Source organism: Flavobacterium sp. HNIBRBA15423 (assembly GCF_052655965.1).
In genome coordinates, this window is sequence record NZ_CP199751.1 from 3,637,255 (window position 1) to 3,662,677 (window position 25,423).

General features: G+C 28.4%; 26 protein-coding genes. 19 read left to right on the forward strand and 7 right to left on the reverse strand.

Annotation, left to right across the window (positions count from 1 at the left end; translation table 11 throughout):
• Positions 1-4 precede the first annotated feature (4 nt).
• From ACULEV_RS16220 to ACULEV_RS16305, 18 genes are all read left to right on the forward strand, one after another.
• On the forward strand, positions 5-4,570 hold the full coding sequence (locus ACULEV_RS16220) for an RHS repeat domain-containing protein (protein ID WP_445456090.1): 4,566 nt from the start codon (positions 5-7) through the stop codon (positions 4,568-4,570).
• A gap of 6 nt (positions 4,571-4,576) precedes the next feature.
• Complete coding sequence (locus ACULEV_RS16225; protein ID WP_445456091.1) at positions 4,577-5,059, forward strand: hypothetical protein; 483 nt, start codon at positions 4,577-4,579, stop codon at positions 5,057-5,059.
• Positions 5,060-5,121: 62 nt separating this feature from the next.
• A complete protein-coding gene (locus tag ACULEV_RS16230; RefSeq protein WP_445456092.1) occupies positions 5,122-5,424 on the forward strand; it encodes a hypothetical protein in 303 nt (100 codons plus the stop codon).
• Positions 5,425-5,433: 9 nt separating this feature from the next.
• Positions 5,434-5,694 carry a DUF7660 family protein gene (locus ACULEV_RS16235; protein WP_445456093.1) on the forward strand — a complete coding sequence of 87 codons (261 nt, stop codon included), beginning with the start codon at positions 5,434-5,436 and terminating at the stop codon, positions 5,692-5,694.
• Positions 5,695-5,777: 83 nt separating this feature from the next.
• On the forward strand, positions 5,778-6,281 hold the full coding sequence (locus ACULEV_RS16240) for a hypothetical protein (protein WP_445456094.1): 504 nt from the start codon (positions 5,778-5,780) through the stop codon (positions 6,279-6,281).
• A 246-nt stretch (positions 6,282-6,527) separates the two neighbouring features.
• Positions 6,528-6,890 carry a hypothetical protein gene (locus tag ACULEV_RS16245; RefSeq protein ID WP_445456095.1) on the forward strand — a complete coding sequence of 121 codons (363 nt, stop codon included), beginning with the start codon at positions 6,528-6,530 and terminating at the stop codon, positions 6,888-6,890.
• A 159-nt stretch (positions 6,891-7,049) separates the two neighbouring features.
• A complete protein-coding gene (locus ACULEV_RS16250; RefSeq protein ID WP_445456096.1) occupies positions 7,050-7,388 on the forward strand; it encodes a hypothetical protein in 339 nt (112 codons plus the stop codon).
• Positions 7,389-7,546: 158 nt separating this feature from the next.
• Positions 7,547-7,927: a hypothetical protein gene (locus ACULEV_RS16255; protein ID WP_445456097.1), complete on the forward strand. Its 381-nt coding sequence runs from the start codon at positions 7,547-7,549 to the stop codon at positions 7,925-7,927.
• Positions 7,928-7,962: 35 nt separating this feature from the next.
• On the forward strand, positions 7,963-8,295 hold the full coding sequence (locus ACULEV_RS16260; protein WP_445456098.1) for a YrhB domain-containing protein: 333 nt from the start codon (positions 7,963-7,965) through the stop codon (positions 8,293-8,295).
• A gap of 97 nt (positions 8,296-8,392) precedes the next feature.
• Positions 8,393-8,653 (forward strand): hypothetical protein, encoded by a 261-nt coding sequence (locus tag ACULEV_RS16265; RefSeq protein WP_445456099.1) that lies wholly within the window; start codon positions 8,393-8,395, stop codon positions 8,651-8,653.
• Between the two features lie 81 nt (positions 8,654-8,734).
• Positions 8,735-12,580, forward strand: a complete 3,846-nt coding sequence (locus ACULEV_RS16270; RefSeq protein ID WP_445456100.1) for a T9SS type B sorting domain-containing protein — start codon at positions 8,735-8,737, stop codon at positions 12,578-12,580.
• An 80-nt stretch (positions 12,581-12,660) separates the two neighbouring features.
• Positions 12,661-13,389 (forward strand): hypothetical protein, encoded by a 729-nt coding sequence (locus ACULEV_RS16275; protein ID WP_445456101.1) that lies wholly within the window; start codon positions 12,661-12,663, stop codon positions 13,387-13,389.
• Positions 13,390-13,400: 11 nt separating this feature from the next.
• Entirely contained in the window at positions 13,401-14,324 is a 924-nt protein-coding gene (locus ACULEV_RS16280; RefSeq protein ID WP_445456102.1) for a hypothetical protein, read from the forward strand.
• A 16-nt stretch (positions 14,325-14,340) separates the two neighbouring features.
• A complete protein-coding gene (locus tag ACULEV_RS16285; RefSeq protein WP_445456103.1) occupies positions 14,341-14,823 on the forward strand; it encodes a hypothetical protein in 483 nt (160 codons plus the stop codon).
• Complete coding sequence (locus ACULEV_RS16290; RefSeq protein WP_445456104.1) at positions 14,813-16,078, forward strand: hypothetical protein; 1,266 nt, start codon at positions 14,813-14,815, stop codon at positions 16,076-16,078. The genes ACULEV_RS16285 and ACULEV_RS16290 overlap by 11 nt, the downstream gene beginning before the upstream one ends.
• Positions 16,066-16,401, forward strand: a complete 336-nt coding sequence (locus tag ACULEV_RS16295; RefSeq protein ID WP_445456105.1) for a hypothetical protein — start codon at positions 16,066-16,068, stop codon at positions 16,399-16,401. Before ACULEV_RS16290 ends, ACULEV_RS16295 begins: the two co-directional genes overlap by 13 nt.
• Complete coding sequence (locus ACULEV_RS16300; protein WP_445456106.1) at positions 16,391-16,867, forward strand: PulJ/GspJ family protein; 477 nt, start codon at positions 16,391-16,393, stop codon at positions 16,865-16,867. The genes ACULEV_RS16295 and ACULEV_RS16300 overlap by 11 nt, the downstream gene beginning before the upstream one ends.
• On the forward strand, positions 16,857-17,987 hold the full coding sequence (locus ACULEV_RS16305; RefSeq protein WP_445456107.1) for a type II secretion system F family protein: 1,131 nt from the start codon (positions 16,857-16,859) through the stop codon (positions 17,985-17,987). Before ACULEV_RS16300 ends, ACULEV_RS16305 begins: the two co-directional genes overlap by 11 nt.
• A 1-nt stretch (position 17,988) precedes the next feature.
• On the opposite strand, the gene ACULEV_RS16310 is transcribed toward ACULEV_RS16305, so the two are convergent.
• From ACULEV_RS16310 to ACULEV_RS16325, 4 genes are read right to left on the reverse strand one after another with little or no spacing between them, the layout of a single operon-like run.
• A complete protein-coding gene (locus tag ACULEV_RS16310; protein WP_445456108.1) occupies positions 17,989-18,525 on the reverse strand; it encodes a hypothetical protein in 537 nt (178 codons plus the stop codon).
• Entirely contained in the window at positions 18,512-19,714 is a 1,203-nt protein-coding gene (locus ACULEV_RS16315; protein WP_445456109.1) for a hypothetical protein, read from the reverse strand. The genes ACULEV_RS16310 and ACULEV_RS16315 overlap by 14 nt, the downstream gene beginning before the upstream one ends.
• Positions 19,714-21,870, reverse strand: coding sequence for a type II secretion system protein GspD (locus tag ACULEV_RS16320; protein ID WP_445456110.1), 2,157 nt, complete (start codon positions 21,868-21,870; stop codon positions 19,714-19,716). The genes ACULEV_RS16315 and ACULEV_RS16320 overlap by 1 nt, the downstream gene beginning before the upstream one ends.
• 38 nt (positions 21,871-21,908) lie before the next feature.
• Positions 21,909-23,318 carry a GspE/PulE family protein gene (locus ACULEV_RS16325; RefSeq protein WP_445456111.1) on the reverse strand — a complete coding sequence of 470 codons (1,410 nt, stop codon included), beginning with the start codon at positions 23,316-23,318 and terminating at the stop codon, positions 21,909-21,911.
• A 118-nt stretch (positions 23,319-23,436) separates the two neighbouring features.
• Between ACULEV_RS16325 and ACULEV_RS16330 the strand changes: the two genes are divergently transcribed.
• Positions 23,437-23,601 (forward strand): hypothetical protein, encoded by a 165-nt coding sequence (locus ACULEV_RS16330; protein ID WP_445456112.1) that lies wholly within the window; start codon positions 23,437-23,439, stop codon positions 23,599-23,601.
• A gap of 207 nt (positions 23,602-23,808) precedes the next feature.
• Here ACULEV_RS16330 and ACULEV_RS16335 read toward each other — a convergent pair whose 3' ends face one another.
• The 3 genes from ACULEV_RS16335 to purN all read right to left on the reverse strand — a co-directional run bounded on the left by ACULEV_RS16335 (position 23,809) and on the right by purN (position 25,399).
• Positions 23,809-24,210 carry a prepilin-type N-terminal cleavage/methylation domain-containing protein gene (locus ACULEV_RS16335; protein WP_445456113.1) on the reverse strand — a complete coding sequence of 134 codons (402 nt, stop codon included), beginning with the start codon at positions 24,208-24,210 and terminating at the stop codon, positions 23,809-23,811.
• 140 nt (positions 24,211-24,350) lie between these two features.
• The gene (gene rnhA, locus ACULEV_RS16340; protein ID WP_445456114.1) at positions 24,351-24,827 is read right to left on the reverse strand and encodes a ribonuclease HI; all 477 of its coding nucleotides are present in this window, start codon (positions 24,825-24,827) and stop codon (positions 24,351-24,353) included.
• A gap of 5 nt (positions 24,828-24,832) precedes the next feature.
• Positions 24,833-25,399: a phosphoribosylglycinamide formyltransferase gene (gene purN / locus ACULEV_RS16345; RefSeq protein ID WP_445456115.1), complete on the reverse strand. Its 567-nt coding sequence runs from the start codon at positions 25,397-25,399 to the stop codon at positions 24,833-24,835.
• Positions 25,400-25,423: the final 24 nt, after the last annotated feature.

Consider the following 25,423-nt stretch of genomic DNA (forward strand, 5'->3'; position numbering starts at 1 on the left):
AAACATGAAAAATTATATAAAATCAACCTTTTTATTTTTATTCCTATTTGGATGCCAACTGGTATTTAGTCAAAGAAATGTTCTTACTAATCCCGATGATGATTTTGGTGACGGAACAGGGACTGGAACTATATATACTTGGTATTATGACAATGACCAAGATGGCTTAGGAAACCCATATATTTTTACTACCACCAGTAACTATCTGGCACCTCCTAACTATGTCGCTAATAAAAATGACTGTAATGATACAGATGCTTCTATTGGTCTTCCTCGTATATGGTATATAGATGAAGATGGTGATGGATATGGAGCAAAGCCAAACGGTACTGGACTAGGTGAATTAACTGATCCAGATGAACTAGATCCTTTCCTAGATCCTGGGTCTGGAGGCTCAAATACTACTCCAACAAGTACTAATACTGTAACTGCTTGTTCTCCTCCTCCTGGTTATGTAGGCAATCAAGATGATTGTAACGATAGAAATCCAAATATTAATATTATCACATTTTATATGGATAATGATGGTGATGGTTTTGGAAATATAAATGAAACAACTAACAGTAGTATTATTGGGCATTGTACTCCTCCTTACTTCTATGTCACAGATAACACTGATTGTAATGACAATGATGCCACAATCAATCCACTTACTGTATGGTTTTTAGATGCCAATAGTGATGGTTTACAAGATGTGGGTGAAACAATTTTTAAAGGTTGTATTCCTCCAACAAGTAATTACCTAATTAGAGATTATGACAATAACTATAATTGGACGCATGATATCTCTTATGATATTAATGGAAACATATCTAATATCTCCAGAACTTACTTTGATGATTTAGGAAAACCGAATGCTTCATTATCAAAAGATATTATGCGAGATAAGACTTGGAGAAGCGAAGTAGTTTACGACAATTTTGGAAGAAGTTCAAAATCTTCTTTCCCTACAGTTACTCCAAATACTTTTGAAAAAATTGACGTATTAACTAATCCAGTTGCTAAAAGCACCTATTTAGATTATTATTATGGAAATACCAATACCTTAGATGAGTTTCAAGCTACAGCTGAGTACCCTTATACAGAAATAGAATATGATCAATTAAATCCTAGTAATGTAATTCGTACTTATGGAGGAAATCCAATAACAACTTCTGGCACACCTGAATGGAAAACAGGTTATTCCTTTACGATTCCTGCTGCTCAGGAAATGTATTATCTTTTTGGCTATGACTATTTTAATGGTGCAATTGAAGGTTCCTTAGAAAAGGTTGAAACTAAATTTTTTAAGACAGTTACTATTGATCCTCATGGGGTAGAGAGTGTTTCATTTATTGATGGAGAAGGCAAACTATTAGCACAAGGAATTGTTGATGTAAATGCTGATTCGTATCCTGTAATTTCAACTATTGGTAAACAAGGATTTGTTGATATTCATATTCCTGCTGGAATTAATCCAGCTTCTATAGTTTTTCTTCAAGGCCAGTCTTTATATAAAATATATAATTTAAAAACAGGGAATTTGGTTTCTAGTATCTCTCCTGGAAATGCATATCGTATAGAAGCTGTAAATACTCCGCTAACTAATTTTGATACTTATATTAATTTAACGAATGGAGCTGTTCAAACCAATAATCCATTAGCTTTAGGGGTTAAATATGAAGTAAATTATACCGATTTTTCTGTAAACTATTATGATAAAACAAGTAGGCTGATTAAAACGATTCAACCTAAAGGCTATGATGCACACCCAATAGAAGGTGGTTTTGTAGAAGCGTTACCTGTGTATCTCATGGCAACGACATACACTTACAATACTTTAGGACAATTACTAGAAAGTGAAAGCCCAGATGAAGGTATTTCAAAATTTGCCTACAGAAATGATGGTGCTTTACGTTTTTCTCAAAATGCCTTACAAGCACAACAAAACAAAGTCTCTTATATTCAATATGATAATTTGGGTAGAATTATTGAAAATGGTATTTTATCTGGTATAACATGGTCAACCGCTCAAGCAGCTGTAGATAATACAGATTTACCTTCAGGGCCAGGAATTACTAGATTGGAGCAAAATTTTATTGTATATGACTATAATGGAAACTACCAAGGTATTGCTCCTCCTGCAAATGATTTTGCGAGTTTTGGGTTAAACCCGATTACCTATAGACAAAACAATTTGGCTGGAAATGTAGTGGCTACCTATAATAACGAAACTTCATCTTGGTATAGCTATGATTTATATGGTCGAGTAGAATGGACAGTACAAAACATAACAGGTTTAGGGTTAAAAACAATTCATTATGAATATGATGCAAAAGGACAAGTTAAAAAAGTAATTTACCAAAAAGACGCTACAACAGATAAATTTGAACATTATTATACCTACAACTTTAATGGTGAAATGATTAAAGTGGAGACTAGTTTTAATAATGGCCCATTAACTACTAATGCGGATTATAGTTATAATATAGACGGCTCTTTAAAACGAACCAATATAGCTAACGGACTTCAAGGATTGGATTATGTATATACACTAGGTGGTATGTTAAAGAGCATCAACCACCCTTCTTTATTGGCATCAAATGATCCAGGTGGCGATGCTAATGATGTTTTTGGTATTACATTAGATTATTATGAAGGTGACTATAACAGACCCAGTCATGACGAAATTACCACTTCTCCAAATGCAGGAGGTAATACAGATTATTTTAATGGAAACATTAAAGCTATTCGCTATGCCAACAAACAATTAGATGTTATAGGAGGAACAGTTAAACCTAAGGCCATTGTATATGAATATAATAATAAAAATTGGCTGAAAAACGCAAAATATGGAACACTAAATGCAACAGGGAATGGTAGTATTACCCTAAATGCTAATAATGCTTACCACGAAGGAAATATAAACTATGATGTAAATGGTAACATAACTTCATTAAAAAGAACAAATAATAACGGTACTACTTTAGATAATCTAAATTATTCTTATAATAACCTTACAAATCAATTAAATAGAGTAACCGATAGCGCTGTAACTAGTGCAGATGATGATCCAAATATTCAAAGTCAACCTGTAAATAATTATACCTATAATGCCATAGGGCAATTAGAAACTAATGCACAGGAAAATTTAACGTATGAATACAATGCTTCAGGACAGGTAACGGTTGTTAAAAGAAATGGTGATAATGTGGTGCAATTCTTTTACAATGAAAGAGGGGAACGCTTTAAGAAGATATCACATAGTACACTTTATCCTTTTCTAGAAACTTTCACTGAATACTATGTAACCGATGCTTCTGGAGTTACAATGGCTATTTATAGAAAACCAGCTGGAAATTCAATAGCATTAGCAGAACTTCCAGTTTACGGAGCAGATCGTTTAGGGGTTTATACTGTAGGTTCTACAGTGTCTAGTAGTTATTACCAGTATGAAATTGCTGATCATTTAGGCAATATTAGAGCGGTTATAAAACAACCTACTAGTAGTAGTCCTAACACTATAGCAAGCTATGCCGATTATTATCCTTTTGGAGAAGTTTTGCCTGGCAGGAATGCTTTCGATAATTACCGTTATGCTTTTCAAGGTCAAGAAGTTGATCCTGAAACAGGTATGGAAGCTTTTAAACTGCGTTTATGGGACGGTAGAATAGGAAGATGGTTAAACCCTGACCCGCAAGGACAATATTTTTCTCCTTATTTAGGAATGGGGAATAATCCTATTTCTAGAATAGATCCTAATGGAGGATGGGATTATTTTTATAATCAATTAAAGTTTTATAAAGGTTTAGGAATTGGCATTGGAAAAGGAGCTTATGGTTTAGGAAAAGCCTTATATTACTTAGGAGATACTGCAGAAGGATTAGGAACTTTAGGCTTAACATCCATTGCTTCATCAGGGATTTTTGGCGGTATAGCAGCTCCAAACAGTCATTACATAAACGCAATGATTTTTGATGCAAGATTTGGTACTCATACTGCCGATAATGTTCTAGCAATGGGTACAGCGATGGATAAATTTGGTAATGATTTAATTAGTGGAAATCCAGAAACAGCTGGTGAGGCATGGGGACAACTTGTTTTTGCTGTAGCTGGAACAAAAGGTTTAGGTTCTATTAGTAAAACTAAAGTTGTGGCTAATATTACTTCAAAGGTTAAAGTGGTAACTAGTTTAAAATTTTCTAAAGTTATAAGAATAGGAAATGGAGCGAATGAATATGTGTCACCTATGAAGTATGTTAGAGAGATTCGTAAAGGAGAAAAAATTACTGATATAATTACTCAAGCCCAAAATAGAACTTTTGGCACTGGTGTCGAACATGCTGTAGTTAAATTGGGACGAAATAGTGCTTTTCCAGGAATGAGAGTTTTAGTAAGTGGCGGAAGAGATGGTATAGAGTTTTTACCAGGACAAATAACAAAAATTTATGGACACACACATCCTTATGTAACTGGTGCTAGTTTAGCTGACGTAGAAGCTCTACAAATTCTTAAGCAAAGTAAACAATATATTTTTGAAGGTTTTAATAACAAACCTGTTATTGCAGTTAATCCAAATATTATAAAATAATAAAAAATGGGAATATTAATTATTGGAGAAAGCAAATGTCCAATTTGTGATAAGACTTTAAATAAAAAGAGTGAATATTTAACAATACCACCATTAACAAGTAATTCAAAAGATCCATTGTTTATTTTTAGTGATAATGGTATCCATAAGAATTGTTTAAATAAAAGTTTATTAAAGGATAAATTATTATTTCATATTAAAATGTATAATAAAAGATTTCCTATGGCAGAGTTAAGATGTATTACAGATAATCAATTAATCTCAAATCCTAGGAATATTATTTCTTTTGGAATGTTAACATCAAATGAAAACGAAAATTTATTTAAATTTAATTATGTAATACTGAATAAAGATAATATTCCTAATTGGAATCAAAAAGAATCATTTATTCAAACTTCAAAAAAATATATTTTAGATAAAAAATGGAAAAGCTTAAATGATTTTAATTATTTAGAGTACTTAATTGAAATAATAGATTTAAATAGATAATTTAATTTACTTTTTAAGATGAAATTTTAGAATAGAAGACACCTTTATAAATTACTACAAACATGGTAACTAATTGGCTTAAAATTTCGTTACTTGCCTTAAAAACAGAAGGTAATATTCTCGAATTCAATAAAAATATATTTAAATTTAAATTGTTTAAATTTAGGGGAAGTACTAATGGATATATGATGATTTGGAATGTAAAAACATTACATGCTTTTACTATTTCAAGAATGGAGATAAATGAAACAATTGTAGGTGAAGTTAATGAAATTGATATGGCTATTGAATATAATGACTCCAATTTTAAAACTTTGTATGATATTCCTCATGATTTAATTTTTGAAAATTCAAAACCATACTAAATATTTAAATTGGAAATTTTTACAACTATAATAAACGGCATTAAAACAAAAGAAGATTTTATAAAATTTGTTGATTTATTAAATCTCGATTTTAAAGAAAATTCCGAAGAATGGGAAAATAAAAATATACCCGATTATTTAGAGGCTTTATCAAGATGGACTGATGATAATATGAATGGATATTACAAATACATTGATTTTCCTATACCTGAAAATATAGCTTGGAGAATTTTTGCAGACATTTTAATGGCTGCAAAAATGTATGAGTAGTTAAAAGTGCTATTTTTTACTTTCTAACAAAATACTAAAACCATAAAAAAAACAATACTATTTTTGCAGTTCAAGCACGAACTATGAAACGCTGTACTTTTATTTTATTTTTACTACTTCATGGTTTGGCTTTTTCACAAGGAGAAGCGAATATTTGGTATTTTGGGCGTAAAGCTGCTCCAAACAGTCATCATACAAACGCAACAATTTTTGATACAAGATTTGGTACACATACTGCTACTGATAATGTTGCATGTATGAGTGCGGTGATGAATAAATTTAGTAATAATCTAATTAGTGAAAATCCAGAAATAGCTGGTGAAGCTTGGGGTCAACTTGCTGTTGCTATAGCAGGAACAAAAGGTTTAGGTAATATTAGTAAAGCAAAAGCGGTAACTAATATTACTGCAAAGATTAAAAGTGTTGTAAATTTAACGAATAACATTAATAAGATAGAACAAGTAGCATCTATTGAGCAGAGAATCTCTATAGGTTTAGCGCTTGATGATGATTTATCACTTCTTAGAGGGACTGGAGCGATAACCTATAAAAATGCTGGATGGCAACAAGCAGGATTACTAAAGTAGATTAGGTAGATTTATAATAGAAAATTTTACTTCAAACAATCCTTCCAAGAAGCAGTTCAAAATGCAGATAAAATTAAGTTTAACATAACAAATTTCAACCCACATTATATTAAACCAGGAATTACAAATTTTGAATTTAATCATATTTTAAGTAACCCTTCATTACTCCAAAAAACAACATTTATACGAGATGGAATTAATGTTACTTGAGATGGTATAAAATTTATTGAGTAAAAAACAAAAGAAATGAAAATAGTAACTAATATAAAAGAGGCGAATGATTTATTAAAACATTATGCTGGAGCAAAGCTAGAAATAGTTATGTATAATATAAGTCTCAAAAGAATTCTATTGAGGCTAAGTTTTTCAAATATAGAAGAAGTCCTTTATGTTGTTGGTGTAGGATGTGAAAGTTTAAATGGAAATTTTAAATATATAAATGCCAATTTGAATATTATTCAATTAAATAACGAAAATCATGATTTTATAACTATTATAGCTGATAATTTGTCAGGATTTACATTAAATACATCAGGAGGATTTGCATTAGTACAAGGTGTCAATTCAGAATTTGGTATCTCTTTTGATGATTTTTTAAAAGATATATAAAATACTCTTTGTGAAAAAAATAGATTTTAATTTTATTAGGATTTAAACATGTGAGAGTTTAAGAAAAGTACAAATAGTTATATAATTATTTAGAATGTAAAAACTCAAAATAAATTTCCAGATTTTACTTATGCCTATTTCAAATTTTAAATTTACAGAATGATGAAAAACAAATCAGTAAACGTAATTGATATATTAAAAAAAATTTCTGACATAAATTTCCAAAAAGAAGTTTGGTTGGAAGGGAAATATTGGGATTGGGTATCGAGTTTTGAAGAAGCTGTAAATCTACTTGAGGACTATGATTTTTTTGTAGATGTAAATGAGAATAATATTAGAGTGACAGAGAATGAGAAAAAGGTAATAGAAAATTTTAACGATAAGTTGATGGAATATGAATCTAACAATATAGAACTAATGCTTTCAGATAACAATTGGAAAAATATAGTAAACATGGCATATGAGGTGAGTGAAATTTTAAAAAAATATAATTGGTAAATTATAAGTAAAACATTTAATATAACCATTTTTTTATAATACCACCATAGTAGTCGAAGAGGTTCTTTAACAAAGGTTCATTTAGAATTCTTGAGAAAAACAACATCTGCTAACTACGTAATTGAAAAAAAAATTCATATACCTTTAAAATAAAAAAAATGCCTATTGAATACAATATTATTAACAGCCAAAATATTCATATTCATTATGATTATTTAGGTGCACAAGCTTTTATAAAACTTTTAAAAAAATTATTACAGGATGAAACAATAATAATTTCTTTTGATAAATATAAAATCTATAAGGGCAAAGAATTAAGAGGTTTCAAATTTGTAATAAATAATGAAAATGAATTTGTTTCCTTTGTAGATGGACATCTCATTTTTGAAATTGAAGTTGAAATGGTAAAAGAATTTATTTCATTTATAGAAAGAGCCATTGAAGAGAAAGGCTTTAGGACACCTGAAATAATGACATTTTCACCAAAAAACAGAAAAAAAAATTTAGAAATTACAATATGCGGTTTTATGAAAGCTTAATTATATTTTAACTATTTCTTAAAGCTAATGAAAAAATGAAAAATATGATTAGTTTTCAAGAGGCGCAAGAAATAGTAAAAAAAGAACTCAAGAAATTAGAGGTAAAAGCCAATATAGAACTGGGTATTATGGAAAGCGAAACAATTACTTTTGATTTTGGATGGGTCTTTTTTTATCAATCAAAGAAATTTATTGAATCAAAAAATGAAGATTTTATAGTTGGTGGAAATGCTCCTATTATAGTAGATAAATTCAATTCAAAACTACTTTTTACTGGCACACGTATGAATGAGGATTTTTATATTGAAAAATATTGTAAATATAGAGGTGATTTAGAACAGTTTTATAAGGAAATTAAGTTAATCTGAACTAATAAAATTAACTTTTTATATTAGTTTTGTATGTTTTCGAGATAAAAAATAAAAATATTAGTTTTTTTAAAAAGAGGACTTAATTAATGTTATTATGAAAAACATTAAAATAGAAGAAGTTAGCGATTTGAATATGACTTACAATTATTTAGAAATTTTTGTAAATCATAATCCACAGCCTTTTTTAGAAGTTTCCATTAATGAAAATAAAGAATTGGTTTTTACTTATTTAACCACAAAGGAAACAGTTAAAAAAGACGAATTAGACTATATACATACTTTTGCCAATGATTTTTTAAGTAAACAATTAAAAAACGAAGCAGATTATTTAAAATTTATGGCAGCTAATGAATGATGCTTACTATTTTTAGCTTTCTAATAAAAATAGCAAAACCATTAAAAAAACAATGCTATTTTTGCAGTTCAAACACAAACTATGAAACGCTGTACCTTTATTTTTTTTTTACTACTGTATGGTTTTGCTTTTTCACAAGGAGAAGCAAATATTTGGTATTTTGGTGGTAAAGCGGGTATCGATTTTAATAGTGGATCCCCTGTGGCTTTAACTGACAGTCAAATGCAAATTTCTGAAGGTTGCACTACTATTTCTAATAGTCTAGGTCAAGTTCTTTTTTATAGTAGTGGTTTACAAGTATGGAATGCCAATCACCAGGTAATGCCAAATGGCAATGGTTTGTTAGGAAGTAGTTCAAGTACGCAGTCTGCTATTGCTATTCCAAAACCAGGTAGTACTTCTATTTATTATCTATTCACCACAGATTCTGATGCAGGTACTGATGGCGCCAATTATTCTGAAATAGACATGAATTTAAATGGTGGCTTAGGAGATATTACGGCAGCGAAAAACATACAGCTTTTTACTCCTTCTTGTGAAAAGGTTACAGCAGTAAAACATGAAAATGGCATTGATTATTGGGTTATTTTTCATGAAATATATGATACTACTACTACCAATAATTTTAGAGCCTATCTTGTGTCGGGTGCTGGAGTAAGTTCTACTCCTGTAATTAGCAGTGTAGGAACACCTATTCCTTTGCTTAATTTTTCAGCTGCTGTTCATTCTGTCGGTTATTTAAAAGTATCTCCTAATGGTGATAAAATAATTAACTCTGTTTTTTATGGACTTGTAGAGTTGTTTGATTTTGATGCAAGTACAGGAACTATATCCAATCAAAAAATTGTTTACGACATTCCCTTTTTTCGAAACTATGGAGTTGAATTTTCACCTTCTGGAAACCTTGCTTATCTTACTACAGGTACAACAGCGGGAACTTTCAAACTATTACAATTTGATTTAACCAATGCCAATATTCCTGCTACAGCCACATTAATTCATGAAGTTACAAATGATATTAATCATCAAATAGGTGCCTTGCAATTAGGTCCAGATGGAAAATTATATTGTACTAATTTCGATCGTGATTATTTATCAGTAATAAACAACCCCAATACTTTAGGTGTAGGTTGCAACTTTGTAGCAAATGGAGTCAGTCTTAACGGTCGTTTGTGTAAAGCGGGTCTTCCCCAATTTATACAGTCATATTTTTCAACAGGCATTATCGCTGAAAATCTTTGTTTAGGCAATACCACTACTTTTTCATTAACTAATGTAGATAGCGTAATTGCTGTAAGCTGGGATTTTGGTGATGGCAATTCAGGTTCAGGGTTAAATCCAAATAACACTTATGCACTCACAGGTGATTATACCGTTACGGCAACAGTAACTACTTTATCTGAAACCATTATACAAACCAAAGACATCACCATTTCAGCAGTTCCTACAGCTACACAACCTAATGCTATTTTATCTTGTGATACTAACAACGATGGTTTTTATGCTTTCGATTTAACACAAAATACAGCAGTAATTTTAAATGGTCAATCACCAACTGAATTTGCAGTTCGTTATTATGCCCATGCAACCGATTATGCGAATAAGATTGTGATAAACAATCCTACTAATTATCAAAATTTAGTAGGGTACCAAAGTCAGACAATAGTAGCTGAAGTGTATAATTTAGTCAATGGTAATTGTAATGCTACCACTACTTTTGACATTCAAGTATTTGAAACTCCTACTCCTGCTTCTGTCATTCCTGCTATTAGACAATGTGATGATACTAGTTTTGGAACAGCAAATGATAATAGAATTATTTTTGATTTAACCCAAAATGAAGCCACAATTTTAAACGGACAATCGACTAGTGATTTTACAGTTACTTATTATACAGATGCTGGTTTTACAAACATGATTGCAAATCCAAACAATTATGTAAATGGTAACGCAACGGAAACAATTTATGTGCAGGTTATTAATAATTTGAATATAAATTGTGTAGGCACAACCTCTTTTGAAATTGAAGTGTATGCCAATCCAACGGTTAATTCTCCTGTTACTTTACAGCAATGTGATGATGATAATGATGGTTTTAGTGCTTTTAATTTAACAGAAGCTGAACCCTTAATTGTTACGAATACAGCAGGATTGACCATTGCTTATTTTGAAACATGGACTGATGCTCAAAACAATACAAATCCTATTGCCAATTTAATTGCTTATACGAATCAAATAGTAAGTTCGGATTTAGTGTATGTAAGAATAACGAATACTAATGGTTGTTATAGTATTTCAGAATTGAACTTGGTAGTTTCGACCACTTTAATTTCGAATACTATTCAAGAAGCCTTTACGGTTTGCGATGATATGGCTTCGGGTTCTAATACAGATGGTATTGCTACTTTTGATTTTAGTAGTGCCAATGCACAAATTGTAGCACAATATCCTAGTGGACAATTACTAGATATTACTTATTATAGGAATTTAACGGATGCTCTAGCTGAACAAAATGCGATTGGTGATATTACAAATTATACCAACATTGGGTATCCAACTACTCAAGCTATTTATGTGAGAGTGGATAGTCAAGTTAATAATGATTGTTTAGGATTAGGACATCATATTACTTTAAACGTGGAATCGATTCCAATTGTTCCACCACAAAGCTATACCCATTGTGATGATGACCATGATGGATTATATAGTTTTAACACTACAACTTTAGAAAATGATTTGTTAAATGGATTAAGTAATGTAATTGTGACTTATTTTGATGCTCTGGGAAATCCTATAAACATGACCAATCCTTTTATTACTGCTTCACAGGTATTGACCGTTAGAGTAACTAACAATACGGCAACGGCTTGTTTTTATGAAACTACTATTACTTTTACAGTTGATGATTTACCAGAAGCTTTTGCAATACCAACAAATCTTACAACGGTTTGTGATGATGAAGTGAATCCAAGTTTGCAAAATGGTTTGTATGCTTTTGACACTAGTAGTTTTCAAAGTACTATTCTAGGAACTCAAACTGGAATGCAAGTAAATTATTATGATGAAAATGGAAACGCATTGACAAGTCCGTTGCCCAATCCTTTTGTAACGGGTAATCAAAATGTTTTAGTTGAAGTAATTAATCCAGCTAATGCTACTTGTACTGCTACAATGACGATTCCTTTTCTTGTTAACCCAGTTCCAGAAATTGATTTACATGGAGATGGATTAGTTTGTAGTGACAATACTACTTTTACACTAGATATAGATGCTGGATTATTAGATTCAAATACTCAAAATGATTATACTTACCAATGGTTTTTTAATGGAGCTATACTTCCAAATGAAACGAATTATAATTTAACAGTTAACACGGAAGGTGTTTATACAGTAACAGTAACCAATATGAGTAACTGTTCTAGAACAAGAACCATTACCGTTACGGCTTCTGATATTGCCATTATAAATGATATTCAGATTACGGACTTGTCAGATAGTAATTCTATCCTTGTTTTAGTATCTGGAGCCGGTGATTATGAATATAGTTTGGATAACAGTAGTTATCAATCCTCGAATGTATTTACCAATTTAGAAGCAGGAATTTATACCGTTTATGTAAATGATATTTATGGATGTGGTATTGCTTCTAAAGAGATTAGTGTTTTGGGTATTCCAAAATTCTTCACTCCTAATGGTGACGGTTTTAACGACATTTGGAATATTCAAGGTGTAAATGAACAATTAAATGCCAATACGATTATTTATATTTTTGATCGTTATGGAAAGTTAGTAAAACAGATAAGTCCTTTAGGCACTGGCTGGGATGGTACTTTTAATGGAAAACCACTACCTTCTTCTGATTATTGGTATGCGATACATTTAGAAGATGGAAGAAACATAAAAGGGCATTTTACACTGAAAAGATAAAGGTTTGAGTGTTCTAAAAAAATAACTACTTTTACAGCAGTTATTTTTAACTAATTCTTTTAAATAATAAAGTGAATTCCATGAAAAAAGTAGTTTTACTTATGTTTTTTAGTATTCTATATTCTTGCCAGTCTGTAAAAGTCAAAGATACAACTTATAGTATTTCAAAGTCTACTACAGAACTTGGTGCTCTAGGTGAAGCAACTTCATTGGCAGGTTTAAAGAATGAATTTCAAATTACCGCTTACCCAGAACTTACTGAAAAAATAAAAGTACAAATAGCTATTGTTCCTTTTACCAAAAAAATTAATACCATTACTCTTGCTAAAGCAAAATACAATCAAAAGCAAACTGCTGTTACTTATATTGATAGTTTACCCATAAAACCTGAAGTGGTAAGCATAAAAATCGCTGATATAAACCAACTGATTAGTGAATTAAACTCAGATAAAAATACTCAAATAAAAAATCTTATTCAAAATAGTGAAAGAACTTCTATAATTACAAGTGTTTTAGCCCATTTATCTTCAGCAGAAATTGAGAAAATTAGACAAGCAGATACTTATTATTTAGTTCAAACGGATGATGCTAACTATCAAATTGCCTTATATAATCAAGGAAAAAAAACAGGTTTAGTAGCTATTTTAGCTAATACTATTTTAGGCTATGAAGTGAGTTCATTTTGTTGGACTGAAACGAATAGAGGAAAATGGCAAATAGGAGATATCGTTACTAAAGGTACTTCTTGTAAAGGAGTAACTTATAAAAGAATAAAAGAGAAAAAAGAAAAGAGTTTGTATAAAATGTAATGCTAAGTGATATGAAATATTTTTTTTTTAGTTTATTAATCTTATTATCTATTAGTTGTGAAGAAATTGTTCTAGAAACTGATATTTCAGATAAAAATGTTATTTTATTGGCTCCTAGCAATAATGCTCAGTTTAACTCTACTAGTGTTACTTTTTCTTGGGAAGCAGTTGAAGATGCTACTAATTATCAAATCCAAATTGCAAAACCTAATTTTGCAAATGCAACTGAAATTATTTTAGATACTAAAACCACTGAAACTTCTTTTATACAACAACTAAATGTAGGGACTTATGAATGGCGAGTGAGAGCTTTGAATAGTTCCTATACTACTCCTTATATTACTAGAATAGTTACCGTTGTAAGTAATGATGATTTTAGTAGCAATGTTGTAGTTTTAAATACACCTATAAATAATTTAATTACAAATACTTCTTCACAAAATTTAAGTTGGTCATCAGTAATAGGCGCAACCGCTTATCAATTACAAATTTTTGATAATTCTAGTACATTACTACTGGATCAAAATCTAACAACAACTTCATATAATTATACATTTGCTGAAGGTTCATTTACATGGAAAGTAAGAGCCACTAATGGTAGTGATTATACTTTATACAACTCTAGGACTGCTTTAATTGATACAACAAATCCAAATATACCCTCTTTAACTTCTCCAGCTAATAACACAACTGTTACAAATAATACCATTTTATTTAATTGGACAAGAACACCAGTAACAGGAAGCTCAGAATTTGATAGCTTATATGTCTATACTGATAGTGGTTTAAATAATTTACTATTAAAAGATAGGGTAACTAGTCCTCATTCTGAAACCATTTCTAACGCAGGAACTTACTTTTGGAAAATGAAAGCCTTTGATGTCGCTGGAAATGTAAGCGCTCAAAGTGGTACATTCAGTTTTATTATTAATTAATTTGTTGAGATAGATAATGAAAAACAAAAAAAGGATATACTTATTGTTAGCATTAGTTATAGCTATTTGGGGGATGATAATATATCAGTTTCTAGGTTATAGCACTGCTTCTACAGAAGACATTCCTACTCAAAATTTTTCTTTACTACCAGAAATAAATTATACAGAACCTGACACAACAGCAATACATATAGATTATAGAGATCCATTTTCTGGAAAATTAGACCAAAAAAACGAAAATCCAGTAGCAATTGTATCGAATGGAAACAAAAATTATGCTACTAAAATTGATGAAGAAAAAGAAACTGTTATCAATTACAAAGGAATTGTATCTGATTTAAATGACAAGATAAAAGTTTTTATGATTATCATTGACGGAAACACTTATTTAATGAAGCAAGGAGATGTAGAAGAAGATGTTAAATTAATTAAGGGAAATAGAGAGTCCATTACCATTAAGCACAGAGGAAAATCAAATACTATTGCTATTGTCGAATAATTTTTTAAAAAAAAGAATCTTTTCAGGTGCGTTACAATTTGCTATTTACACCGCTGCAGTTGTAGCATTGCTCCTTTTTGGACTTATTTTATATTTACATACTTTTTCGTTTTTTGGACAACAAATAAACAGTAATAATACTAATATAAAGGCAACAGATAAAGGCTTCTCGACTGTTTTAAAAGAAAATCAAATTGTTAATGATACTCTTATAATTCCTAGTTTTGAAGATTCCTTTCAAATAACAAAAGCAATAAGTGATTATTGGGGTATCTTTCAAAAAACAAAAATTGTAACTTCTAAAAACAATAAAAAATTTCAAAAAGTGGCTCTTATAGGGTCTCATTTTGAACATCAAGATCGTAAAACATTATATCTTAAAGATTTATTTAAACCCCTTGTAGTGGTAGGAAACACAAGAATTGAAGGAACAGCTTCTCTAGCAGAACAAGGAATTCGTCCAGGTAATATTGCAGGTAATAGCTATTATGGTAATCAATTAATTTATGGAAGAATAGAAAGAAGTTCGGATAAACTTCCTGAATTAAACAATAGCTTTTATGAAAATATTGATTATCTTTTAAAATACAAAAAACCAAATAAAAACAATGATTATCTGGAAATGAATTTAAAAAATGTAAACTCCTTTTTTGATACTACAAAATGGCTTTACAGCAATTCTATTTTGACTATTAAAGATGAATTTATTGGAAATATTATAATTAAATCAGATACCTTAATTAGAATAACAAACACATCCAAATTAAAAGATATTGTTTTGATTGCACCAACCATAATTATCGAAGACAATGTCACTGGAACCTTCCAAGTTATTGCATCCAATAGCATTAAGGTGGGCAAAAATGTTGTTTTAAATTATCCCTCTTCTCTTATTTTGAAGAAAAATAAAATTGACAATGAAAAAGACAATATGCTTTTTATAGATGAGAACTCTACTATCAAAGGAATTGTTTGTTATTTTACTCAAAATAAAATAGTTAGTAATTTCTCAACAGAATTGTTTTGTAGCGAAAAATCAACAATATTGGGAGAAGTCTATTGTGAAGGAAATTTTGAATTAAAAGGAAGAGTCGTTGGTTCTGTATATACACATCAATTTATTTCAAACACAGCTGGAACACTCTTTATAAACCATCTTTACAATTCCACTTTAACATCTGAAAAACTTCCTGATTATTACAGTGGCTTATTATTCGAAAATCAGTCTAAAAGCATTATGAAATGGTTGTATTAAAGAAAATAAGATCGGCTACACTAATTGAAACATTAATTGCAACTGTTTTAATTATAGTTGTATTTTTAATTGCAAGTTTAGTAATTAATAATTTGTTTTTTAATACATTTCATCAAAAAAAAGAGATCGCAGAGACTCGACTTAATGAGTTAGAATATTCCTATTTAAATAAAACAATACAAATTCCTTATATAGAAGAAATAGAAAATTGGGATATAACTATTACACAAGAAAATGATTCTAAACAATATATTTTATTAATTGCTACCAATAAGATTACCAAAAAGGAAATAAAAAGAACATTAATTGCAAATGAATACTAAAACAAAATCCTTCACATTATCCGAAATGTTAATAGTATTGATTATTACTGCAATTGTTGTGGGTTTAGCTTTTTCAGTATTATCATTGGTAAGAAAACAAATTGTTATTCTTCAGACTAATGCCGAGGAAACAACTAAAAAAGAATTGCTAGAAAATAAATTAATTGTAGATTTTAATCGTTATTCAGAAATTAAAATTAAAGAAGAGAATTTGTTTCAATTCAAAAATGAGGTAGATTCTGTTTTTTATACTATAATAGATAGTTATATCATTGTCAATAAAGATACATTAACTAATAAACTTCACCATATAGATTATTATTATAAAAACGCATTGGTAAAAAATGGAAGAATTGATGCTTTAAAAGTAACTTTAGAGCCTAAAAAGGATGTTTTTAAAACCTTGTTTATTTACAAAACGAATGATGCTACAGCACTTAATGAAATCAACTTAAATGTCTTTTAAACTAGAAAATAACATTCCTACTAAACGAGAAGAAAATAATTTTTCAATTCAGAAGATTCTTGAAACGGAAGTTATTTTTTTTCAGAAATCCTTTTCTAATAAAAAGAAATATTCGTTTTATTTAGAAATAAGTGTTTTGCTTAAAGCTGGAATTACTTTGAAAGAAGCACTAAGTTTAATAATTGAAAACCAAAAAAATAAAAAAGATAAAACTTTATTTGAAAAAGTTCTAAATGAAGTTATTAATGGTAAATCTTTTTCAAATAGTATTTATGAAACTAAATCTTTTTCAGACTATGAATATTTTTCATTAAAAATTGGAGAAGAAACTGGTAATATTGCAAAAGTAACCGAACAATTAGGTCTGTTTTTTGAACGAAAGAATGAACAAAAAAGGATTGTTGTAGCTGCCTTAACTTATCCTGCCATTATTTTAAGTACTGCTTTACTAGTCATTATTTTTATGCTGAGTTATGTTGTACCTATGTTTCAAGATATTTTTAAACAAAACAATATAAAACTACCATGGATTACAGAAATGATAATTAATTTGTCTGATTTTATTAAAAATTATGGAGTCTATTTTTTTATTGCATTTGTTCTTTTTATTTTGGGATTTAACTATTTTAATAAGAATTTAATTTTTAAAAAATTTACACAAAACTTAATCATAAAAACTCCTGTTTTTGGTTCTTTTATTAAAAAAGTTTATTTAGCTCAGTTTACTCAAGCGGTAAGTTTATTAACTAGCTCTAAAATTCCTATTTTGAATAGTATTCAATTAGTGAGTAAAATGATTAATTTTATTCCTTTACAAGAAGATCTAACTAAAGTTGAACAAGGCATTTTAAAAGGAAATTCTTTACATGAAAGTTTAAAAAAGTGTAAGTTTTTTGATAATAAAATGATTTCGTTAGTAAAAGTCTCCGAAGAAACGAATCAAACTGATTTTGTTTTTAAACAATTAAACGATCAATATAATCAGGAGGTTACACAACAATCAAAAATAATGTCAACATTATTAGAGCCTTTTATTATTTTGATTGTGGGATTAATTGTAGCAGTTTTATTAGTTGCAATGTATTTGCCAATGTTCCAGTTAAGTAATGCTATAGGCTAAATTAGTTCTTATTATCTAAATAAGTTTTCTTTTCAAGTATAATTTCAGTAGTAATGAATTTCCTGTTTTCTTTATAGTTTGTTTTTTTTACGGTATTAAAATGTTTAATTTTTCCGAAAATGGCATTATTTTCTAAATAATTTAGCAGTAACAATGTTTTATTATATTCTCCAATAACTCTAAAATAATAATGAGTTATTTTATTATTTGCCTCAACTATTGTTTTAGGTTCTTCAAATGCAACAACAATTAAATTATATTTTTCAGCATTTTCATTAATTACTTTTAAAAGGTTATTTTGTTGATTTTTTATTTCGCTACTATAATTTAACTTTTCTAGAATAACATCTAATCTTTTATTTTTTATAACCAAAGTATTTGACGCGTTATGTTGTTCTAAAGAATTCTCTAATTGTTTATTTAGGGTATTTAATAAGCTATGATAATGTATTGTATTAACAATAGCAAGTTTGTAAGTTAATATAAGCGAGATTATTATCGCAATAAGTAATATTTTATTTTTTTTATTTAACTTCATTTAGACTTATGCTGATGGTAAATGCTAATTCTTTATTTTCATTTTTTCCAAAGTCAATAATTATTACTTCTTCAATAAAATTTTGTTGAGACAGAGATTCTATCCAATTTGTAAAATCATCATTGTCAGTAGTAATCCCTTTCATCTCAATACTATTTTCATGAAATATTGTTAATTTTTCATTATTTCCTCTTTTTTCAACAGGTTGATATTGAAATTCTTCTAAAAGTATTGTATTAGGTATTGATTTTGTAATAGTATTAACCTTTACAGTTATTTTTTCAGAACTTGACAAAACAATTTCCTTTAATTTTTTCTCTTTCTCTAAAACATTTTTTTTTAGCACCTCAAGTTTTGATTGATTACTAATTTCTTGCTCATTCTTTAAAGTCAATTCTTCATATTTATTAAAATAATGTGTAAAAAACACATAATTAATTAACAAAATAACAAGCAAACTAAATACAGTAAAACGAGAAATAGTTTTAAAAATAGCATCTTGCAAAAAATCATTTTTAATTATTGTGTTCAATTCAAGAACTGAACCTGTCCCTAAATTTAAAGAAACGAAAGAAACAATTCCTGAAAAAGATAATAAATCTTCTCCTTTAATTCTCATTCCACTTATTTCATAAATACTTTGATCTTCAAAAGAAGTTCTAAATAGTAAACTATTATTTATTTTATCAAAACTTCTACCATTTAAATCAATAGTGTTCTGCGAGATGTAATTTATTGTACTTTTTATAGGGGCTATTCCTATAAAAACAGTTGCAATTTTTAATTTAAAAGTATTTCTAAGACTATTGATTAAATTCTCTAAATAATTTTTTCGAACAATTGATACAATACTTTTGTCAGTTAATCTCCAAATATCATAATAAAACTCATCTAAATTTAAATTTGGAAAAGCTTTTTTTACTAAAATCAAATCATTTTTTTCGACAATATCAATCTCTTTTATTAAAACTTTATCTGTATTAATAGTTATAATTGCTGGTGTATTATTTACTTTATCAAATGAAATCTCATTAATAGAATTAAATTTATAGTATTCAATTACTGAAAGTTCATCTTTATCTTTATTTACTAATACACAGTTTATTTTTTCTATTTTCGCATTAGAAAAAACTTCTATACCTAAGAATTGCTTCCCAATTATTTTATTTTCTATTTTTGAATTAATCATTAATAAATCACTGTTGGTTTAATTATCACCGATAGTTTTTTCTTAGAATCTTCTCTTTTTCTTGAACTAAAGAACCACTTAATTATTGGAATTCTTGATAATAAAGGCACACCAGAACCAGTATCATTTTTTACTTTCTCTTCTAAACCACCTAAAACAATTAAATCTTGATCTTTTACTCTAATAATAGATGTAAATTCTCTAGAATTGATTCCTGGAGGAGCGTCTTTATCTACTTTTTGTCCATTAAAACTAGACTGGACAACTTTTATATCCATAGTAATTTGACCATCTCCAGAAATTAAAGGTCTTATAGTTAATGACAATTCTGCATCTATAGGCTGATAATTTTTTATCTCAGAAGTTTGCGGTATTTGTGATCCATAATAATTTTGATTGGTTACCACATAATATGTTGTTTCTCCAATGGAAAGAAAAGCTCTATGACCATTAAGCGTTGAGAGTCTTGGAGTAGATCTTATATTAATTGAACCATTACTTTCCAATGCTTTAAGGCTTAGATAGAAATTAGGCACAACATTCCCAATATTCAACGAACCAAATCCATCAAAACGATTTATAATTTTATTTAAAGTTTGTGCTCCTAAATTGATATCTGCAGTAGGAAAAACTGTCCCTGACGTAGTAGTGGGTTTATCTCCTATTCCTGCGGAAATACCTGTTTCTATAGAGGCACTTCTACTCACTTCTAAAAGCATTACTTCAATTAACACTACAGGAACAGGCTTATCGATATATTTTACAAAATCTTCAAATCTAGCAATGTTTTCTGATGGTCCACTTACTATAAAACTATTTAATTCTGTATCAATTTTAACATCTATTCCTGAAAGAATTTCTTTGGGAAAAATTTCTAAAATACTACCTCCAGTTTTTTCTTGACTAGCAGAGGTACTTGAATAACTAGATGCATTTCTTGAAGAGTCATTTGTGGAATTAAAATTATTAAAGGTATTATTAGTATTATTTAATCTACCTGCCGATCTACTACTTTCTTTGCTTGGATCACTTAAAATCTCTATGGATCGATGCATTAGAGGAATCGATTTAATATTCCTAACAATTAATTGATTTTTTAAACCAAATATATATATACCATCTTTTTTAGAATAAGTATAATTATCTGTTGATGCACTTGATTCATTTAATCCTTGTGAATTATTATTATTTGGGGTCTGAAAATTTCCAGTGTTTCCAGATATAACATTATTTTTAGATTCAAAAATTTTATTTAATAAATCATCAAATGTAATTTCTTTTGCTTTTAAAGTTGCTGTTCCAGCACTTTCTAATGGATTTGAAATAAAAATATCTAAATTTAATTCATTACCAATATCATAAACTATATTCGATATAGGGGTGTTTTCAAAATCTACTTCTAAGAGCTTCTTTTCAGCATCTAAAACAACAAAATAAAAATTAGATTTTCTAGATCGAATTGGTCTTGATGGCTTGTTTTGACTTAGATTTGTTTTATCATTTGAACTTATTTCATACTCACCACCCAAATTGTCAAACAAATAAAAGTTGTCTTTAGTTTTTTCCACTTCTAAATTATTAGCAAATGCTAATTTATTTAATGCGTCATCAAAAGGCATATCAATTATATATGCTGTTAATAACTTATTCTCTAAACCTGGTGCAAAAACAATGTTTTTACCACTTTCATTTGTTATCCTTTTGAATGCATCATATAACTTATCGTCTTTCAAATTTAGACTTAGTAGATTTTCAGATAATTTGTATTTTACATCAATTACTTTTTGTATAGGAATTTCTTGAGGTTTTTGATATGGCTTTATTGCTAATATATTTCCTGTAAAATCTATTGTTAAATTATATTCTTTACACAAAAAAACTAATAAGTCTGAAACCGTCACATCAGAAAAATTATTTACAATCATAATTTGTTCTAATGAAGGTGTAACACTTATATTTACTTTATGAACTTCTGAAACAGCTAATAAAAATTCTGAAAGAGAAGCTTGCTTTATATTTATATTTACCTTTTGTCCTAACCCTGTAGACTCTGGAATTATAGTTTCAATATTGTTTTTAATTTGTTGAATTCTAACATCTTGAGCTTTTAATGAAAAAGTGACAAGTAGAATAAAAATCAAAAGAAATTGTTTCATTATTTTTCAATTATAAAAATTTGTCAAATATATAGGATTTAAATCATTAATAACGAAAATACTTCCTCTACAGAAGTTTCACCATTGATTATCATTTTTAAAGCATTAGATTTCAATGTTGCTATATTGTTGCTTTTTATATAATCATCTATTGTTGTTTTTCCGTTTTTTATATATTCAGATAATTCTAATGTAATAGGTAGTATTTCATAAATTGCTTTTCTTCCACTATAACCAGTATGAAAACAATTATTACACCCAACAGCTATGTAATGTTTTTGTAAGTCATTAGGAATATCAAATCCTGTTGGAAATATTGAATGATTAATATTTTCTTCTTTTCGGCAAGACTTACATAGTTTACGAACTAATCTTTGAGCTATACTACAATTTAGAGTACCTGCTATTAAAAAAGACGGAACACCCATATCCACTAATCTAGAGACGGTAGCCCACGAAGAGTTGGTATGAATGGTAGAAAGCACTAAATGACCTGTAAGCGCAGCTCTTACTGCCATATTTGCAGTAGCAACATCTCTAATTTCTCCTACCATAATTATATCAGGATCTTGTCTTAAAAATGTTCGTAAAGTAGTAGCAAAATCTAGTCCAATACTTTCTTTTAATTGTACTTGGTTAATACCCTCTAAAGTATACTCTATTGGATCTTCAACAGTTAAAATATTTGTATTAACTTGATTTAATAACTTTAAGGTTGCATATAAGGTTGTTGTCTTTCCAGAACCTGTTGGTCCAGAAATTAAAACAATTCCATTTGGTTTTTTTATGTTTTCTAAATAAATTTTTAATTCATCATCACTAAAACCAAGAGAATCAATATTTACATGTGACGTATCTTTACTAAGTAAACGTAAAACTACTTTTTCACCATGTAGTGTAGGTAGAATTGATACTCGAATATCAAAATCATCATATTCTGTTGAAATTGTTATTCTTCCATCTTGTGGCAATCTTTTTTCAGAAATATCTAATTGTGCTCTAATTTTAATTTTATTAACTATAACTGGATATTCTTCATTTGAAATATGAAATTGTTCTTTTAATTTTCCATCTAAGCGATAACGAACACGAGCTTTATTCTCATAAGGTTCAAAGTGGATATCGCTACTACCTATTTCTTTTGCAGTAATAACAATCTTTTCTAAAAAGTCATTTGTATATTCAATATTTGAAACTGTGTTGTTTGTATTTTTTCTGTAGTTAACTGATAAATATTGATTTAAGATAGAAGTTTCTTTAAATTCCAAATCAATATTCTTATCTAAAACTATTTCTAATTCATTTTTTAGAATATTTAACTCCTTTGAATCTGATATCAAAATAATTAATCCATCATCTTTCAATGACGTTGGTACAATTCTATATCTGTAGGCTTGTTCTGCAGTAATAAGCTGTTGTATTGAAATGGGAATAATATATTCAGTCATTTAATTAATATAAAGTATGTTTTTATTTGCAAATAAAGTAACTAGATATATGATACCAAAAAAAAGGGACATATAGCCAGCTAAAGGAATAGTTTTTATTTCCTTCTTAATGTTTTTTATGAAAAAATATAAAACTAATGAAAATAATAATGAAATTACAAATAGTACCCAAAAAGTAATGGTTGGAAAAACAAGACTTAAAGAAATAAATAATAATAAATCACCTAACCCTATACTTTCATTAATATATTTTCTTTTTAAGATTACAGTTAAATATAAATAGGAGATTAATATCAGAACTAAAATTAAAATTAGGTTTATAAAAATATAAATCAAAATAGCATTCCATGGAATATAAAATGATTGGATTAAAAGACCCAACAGACCTATGAGCGGATATAAAAACCAATAGACCATTCTGTCTTTTGTATCTTGATATAAAACAAGTGCAAAAATTGAAATTATAAAAAGTTTAAGAATAACAATCACACTAATCTTTTACAATTTCTTTAGGAACTCCATTTTGATCAATTTCCCATACATTCAAAATCCCATCATTATCAAAATCAGTAATAGAAGTTGCTTTTGCCTTAAAATCAGAATTTGTAGATTGAATTATTTCATAAACATAGTTTGCACTTCCATTTTCTTTAACAGTTTTTGGTTTTTCAAAATCAATTTCATTTAAATCATTACTATATTTAGAATACATAAAATGATATTGTTTTTGCGAATTATAGATAAACTTAAGTTGTGTTTGTGCTTCTACACTTTTTGCTTTTGTAATTAAAGGCATTAAATTTGGCAAAGCTAATAACAATAATATACCAATAATAGCTAGCACTATCAACATTTCTTGAAGATTAAATGATTTTAATTTCCTTTGTTCCATAATTTTAATTTTTGCAAAAATAATTATTTATAAACTATTTATCTATTTTACAATAACTTATTAACTCATTTTTATTTAATATTAGCCTTAAATAATTTTTCCCATTTGAATTAATTCTGAAAAAACTTACCAAAAACAATTTAAAACAATTTATCACTTTCTTCATAAAAAGAATCAATGGATAACTTTTCTTGTTGGGAAGCCATAACAGCTAATTCATCACAACGTTCATTTTGTGGATGATTATTGTGTCCTTTTACCCATTTAAAATCAACTTGATGCTTGCGGTACACTTTTAAAAAACGTAGCCATAAGTCAGGATTTTTTTTGTTTTTGAAGTTTATTTTCTCCCATTGAAACACCCAACGCTTTTCAACTGCATCAACAACATATTTAGAATCTGAAACTACTAAGACTTTTGTTTTTGGTTTTTTTAATTTTTCCAATCCTACAATTACAGCTAATAATTCCATTCTATTATTAGTAGATAATCGAAAACCTTCATAGAATTCTTTTTTATAAGGTGTATCAATTAATTCCATAACCACACCATAACCTGCTGGACCAGGATTTCCCTTAGCAGCACCATCTGTATATATGTGAACCTCGTGTGCCAAAATATTTATTGAGTATTTAGAATTTCAGAAATAACTTCAGAAAAATATTGATGTTCTAATTGATGTACTTTTTTTGCAATTTCTTCAGGAGTTACACAATTTTCAATATTTATAGTTTTTTGAAAAATAAATGCTCCTTCATCATAATTCTCATTTACATAATGTATAGTAATCCCGGTTTCTTTTTCACTATTCTCAAAAACAGCTTTATGAACATACATCCCATACATTCCTTTTCCTCCATAATTAGGTAAAAGTGCAGGATGAATATTTATTACTTTATTAGGATACTGAACAATTATTGACACAGGAAACTTCCATAAAAATCCAGCTAACACAATTAAATCAGGTTGAATCTTGTTTAATTCTTGCAAAACATAACCTTCATTTAATTCTTGTTTATCAAATACAACCGATTGAATATCATGTATTTTAGCTAATTCTAAAACTTTGGCATGAGGATTGTTTGAAAAGATTCCGACTACGTTTCCTTGATTTGATTTTTTGAAATGTAATATTATTTTCTCGGCATTGGAACCAGTACCAGAAGCAAATATGACTATTTTTTTCATTACCCTGTAATTTTTATTACACAA

What these genes read in the sequence shown, in the direction of transcription:
- ACULEV_RS16220 (WP_445456090.1), top strand. Translation starts at nt 5, where the DNA reads ATGAAAAATTATATAAAATCAACCTTTTTATTTTTATTCCTATTTGGA.
- ACULEV_RS16225 (WP_445456091.1), top strand. Translation starts at nt 4,577, where the DNA reads ATGGGAATATTAATTATTGGAGAAAGCAAATGTCCAATTTGTGATAAG.
- ACULEV_RS16230 (WP_445456092.1), top strand. Translation starts at nt 5,122, where the DNA reads ATGGTAACTAATTGGCTTAAAATTTCGTTACTTGCCTTAAAAACAGAA.
- ACULEV_RS16240 (WP_445456094.1), top strand. Translation starts at nt 5,778, where the DNA reads ATGAAACGCTGTACTTTTATTTTATTTTTACTACTTCATGGTTTGGCT.
- ACULEV_RS16245 (WP_445456095.1), top strand. Translation starts at nt 6,528, where the DNA reads ATGAAAATAGTAACTAATATAAAAGAGGCGAATGATTTATTAAAACAT.
- ACULEV_RS16250 (WP_445456096.1), top strand. Translation starts at nt 7,050, where the DNA reads ATGATGAAAAACAAATCAGTAAACGTAATTGATATATTAAAAAAAATT.
- ACULEV_RS16255 (WP_445456097.1), top strand. Translation starts at nt 7,547, where the DNA reads ATGCCTATTGAATACAATATTATTAACAGCCAAAATATTCATATTCAT.
- ACULEV_RS16260 (WP_445456098.1), top strand. Translation starts at nt 7,963, where the DNA reads ATGAAAAATATGATTAGTTTTCAAGAGGCGCAAGAAATAGTAAAAAAA.
- ACULEV_RS16265 (WP_445456099.1), top strand. Translation starts at nt 8,393, where the DNA reads ATGAAAAACATTAAAATAGAAGAAGTTAGCGATTTGAATATGACTTAC.
- ACULEV_RS16270 (WP_445456100.1), top strand. Translation starts at nt 8,735, where the DNA reads ATGAAACGCTGTACCTTTATTTTTTTTTTACTACTGTATGGTTTTGCT.
- ACULEV_RS16275 (WP_445456101.1), top strand. Translation starts at nt 12,661, where the DNA reads ATGAAAAAAGTAGTTTTACTTATGTTTTTTAGTATTCTATATTCTTGC.
- ACULEV_RS16280 (WP_445456102.1), top strand. Translation starts at nt 13,401, where the DNA reads ATGAAATATTTTTTTTTTAGTTTATTAATCTTATTATCTATTAGTTGT.
- ACULEV_RS16285 (WP_445456103.1), top strand. Translation starts at nt 14,341, where the DNA reads ATGAAAAACAAAAAAAGGATATACTTATTGTTAGCATTAGTTATAGCT.
- ACULEV_RS16295 (WP_445456105.1), top strand. Translation starts at nt 16,066, where the DNA reads ATGGTTGTATTAAAGAAAATAAGATCGGCTACACTAATTGAAACATTA.
- ACULEV_RS16300 (WP_445456106.1), top strand. Translation starts at nt 16,391, where the DNA reads ATGAATACTAAAACAAAATCCTTCACATTATCCGAAATGTTAATAGTA.
- ACULEV_RS16305 (WP_445456107.1), top strand. Translation starts at nt 16,857, where the DNA reads ATGTCTTTTAAACTAGAAAATAACATTCCTACTAAACGAGAAGAAAAT.
- ACULEV_RS16310 (WP_445456108.1), bottom strand. Translation starts at nt 18,525, where the DNA reads ATGAAGTTAAATAAAAAAAATAAAATATTACTTATTGCGATAATAATC.
- ACULEV_RS16315 (WP_445456109.1), bottom strand. Translation starts at nt 19,714, where the DNA reads ATGATTAATTCAAAAATAGAAAATAAAATAATTGGGAAGCAATTCTTA.
- ACULEV_RS16320 (WP_445456110.1), bottom strand. Translation starts at nt 21,870, where the DNA reads ATGAAACAATTTCTTTTGATTTTTATTCTACTTGTCACTTTTTCATTA.
- ACULEV_RS16325 (WP_445456111.1), bottom strand. Translation starts at nt 23,318, where the DNA reads ATGACTGAATATATTATTCCCATTTCAATACAACAGCTTATTACTGCA.
- ACULEV_RS16330 (WP_445456112.1), top strand. Translation starts at nt 23,437, where the DNA reads ATGAAAAAATATAAAACTAATGAAAATAATAATGAAATTACAAATAGT.
- ACULEV_RS16335 (WP_445456113.1), bottom strand. Translation starts at nt 24,210, where the DNA reads ATGGAACAAAGGAAATTAAAATCATTTAATCTTCAAGAAATGTTGATA.
- purN (WP_445456115.1), bottom strand. Translation starts at nt 25,399, where the DNA reads ATGAAAAAAATAGTCATATTTGCTTCTGGTACTGGTTCCAATGCCGAG.